At 20.4% G+C, this 2,482-nt stretch carries 1 protein-coding gene; it reads right to left on the bottom strand.

Translation table 11 applies throughout. From position 1 onward, the window contains the following. Positions 1–1,863: 1,863 nt before the first annotated feature. Positions 1,864–1,914, bottom strand: coding sequence for a hypothetical protein (locus FTT70_RS13785; RefSeq protein WP_373685760.1), 51 nt, complete (start codon positions 1,912–1,914; stop codon positions 1,864–1,866). Between the last annotated feature and the right edge of the window lie 568 nt (positions 1,915–2,482).

Raw genomic sequence — 2,482 nt, 5'->3', positions numbered from 1 at the left:
ATCTATTTCATTCTTCTCTCTTTTTTTCTTCATTAATCTTACTAACGATCTATCAATTTTATTAATCTTTTCAAAAAACCAACTCCTAAATTCATTAATTTTTTAAAAAATTTTTTATATATCTATCTCTTTCAATTCTACTCTAATCTTAATTATTTCTTACCTTCTACTAACTTTTAAATATATTTACTCTTACTTCTCTAATTCTTTTAATTATAATATTAAAATATCAATTTTAAATCTTTCCTACTTTCTCTTATAAACATTTAATACTATAAATTTCCCTCTACACACTACTTTAAATATATCCCAAAAATTCTAATATATTATATCTTTATTCTCATTAATTTCAAAAAACATCTTTATTTCTACCTTCATTTCATTATATACCCAATAATCATTCAAAAACAAATTATTCAATTTCCATATAATTAAACAATTTTAAATAAATTTCTTAATCCTAAATTCTAATTTAATTACACTATAATCTAAAAAACAATTTATTATAATTTCTATTCTTTTACATTTACTAAAAAAAACTTTACTTCCAAATATATAATCAATTTTAAAATAAATATAATATAATACTAAAAAAAATATATATTCTATTAATTTAAAATAAAAAATTCTATAAATATCTATTAAATCCACTTAATCCAAAACTAAATTCAAATCCTAAATATCCTTATTAATTTTCTATCTCGTTAATCTATCTAATATTAACAATAAAATATTAAAATCTCCCATTATTATTATATAAAAATCTAAATCTCTTTATAAATCACTAAAAACTTACTTTATAAATCTAAATACTCCTATATTAAATACATATATATTTAAAATAATTAACTCTTCTTATTAAATTAATCCCTTTACCATTATATAATAACCTTCTTTATCTCTTTTAATCTTTATTAATTTAAAATCTATTTTATCAAAAACTAAAATTACAACCCCTACCTTTTTTTATTTTCCATTTACTTAATAAATCTTCCTCCATCCCTTTATTTTAAACCTATATATATCTCTACACATAAAATAAATTTCCTAAATACAACACACTAATAAATCTTAACTCTTTATCCAATTTACCAATCTATATCTTTTAATTAAAACATTTAATCCATTTACATTTAAAATTAATATTATTATATATAAATTTCATCCTATCATTATATTATTAACTAATTATTTTACTCGTCAATTAATACAATTTCTTCCTAATCTCGATAATCTTTACATTTTAACATAATTTTACAACGACTAATACCGATTATTCCTTTCCATATTTAATACTTCCTTCAAAAACTCTTTTAAAACAAACCTAATAATAACAAAATCTCTCAACATTTACTTATCTATAAAAAATTTTATTTCTCCTTCACTTATAAAACTTAATTTAACTAAATATAAAATTCTAAATTAAAAATTCTTTTCTTTAAAAATATTAAATATTAACCCCCACTCTCTTCTAACTTATAAAATTTCTACCAAAAAATCCACTATTAATCTAATAAACTTCCCTTTATAAATAACCTAATCTTTCTCTCTAACTACCCTTAACATTTTTTCCTTCATTTCAACTTTAATAAATCTAACAATTATATATCTTAAAATTACTCTTCTCGAAAAATATCTTTATAACATTCTCTATATTTCCTAAATCTAAATATTAACCTACCTTACTAAATTAAAAAAATTCTCCTAAATAATATCCTAAAAAATATTTTCCAACTTAATTCCATTCTCCCCATCACTTTCAAATACACCAATCAAACATAAATTTAATCTTTTCACATAATCCCATATTTCTTAAAAACTTTATTCATTTCTTTTTATTCTTTTTTCTCTAAACTTCTCTTCTCACTTCATTTCATTCATTTTATCTTCCATCACTAATACCCTTTCTTCCAATTAATCACATCGACTCCTAAAACTTCTACATTCTTCACGTAATTCTCGAACCTTAATTTTCAACTCCATCAACTCCTTTAAACACTTCTCTATATTAATTATTCTAATTATACATTCGTCTAAATTTTTTTCAAAATTTTCAACTTCTTTACCTTTAATTTAAATATCCTCCCGTAACTCAAAATAATTTAATCGTCTAAAACCTTCTTCTCTCAACTCGTCAAAATCATTCTCCATCCAACTTTATTCCATTACTAATAAAAAACTACGTTCCTTTAAAAAAAAAAAAACACTCTAATTTTTAAAATTTTCAATTTTTCTACTCTAATTTCTCCCCATCTTTATAATTTTATCTACCTTTAATCTTTAATATTAATAACCTACAAATAAAATTTTAATATAAATATCCTTTTTATTAATACTAATACTATTCCTTTCTATTTATTAATTTTCCTTCTAACAATCAAATCCCTCAACTACAAATCTATTAAAATTTACTAAAAATCCACTCCAAACCCTATTTACCTAAATATCACCAACAAAAACGACAAAACAACAAATATTACTA

This window comes from Acinetobacter sp. YH01003, from assembly GCF_013420525.1.
GTDB lineage: Bacteria > Pseudomonadota > Gammaproteobacteria > Pseudomonadales > Moraxellaceae > Acinetobacter > Acinetobacter towneri.
Note: the sequence above shows the minus strand (reverse complement) of the source record. Positions and strands in the feature narration are given on the sequence as shown.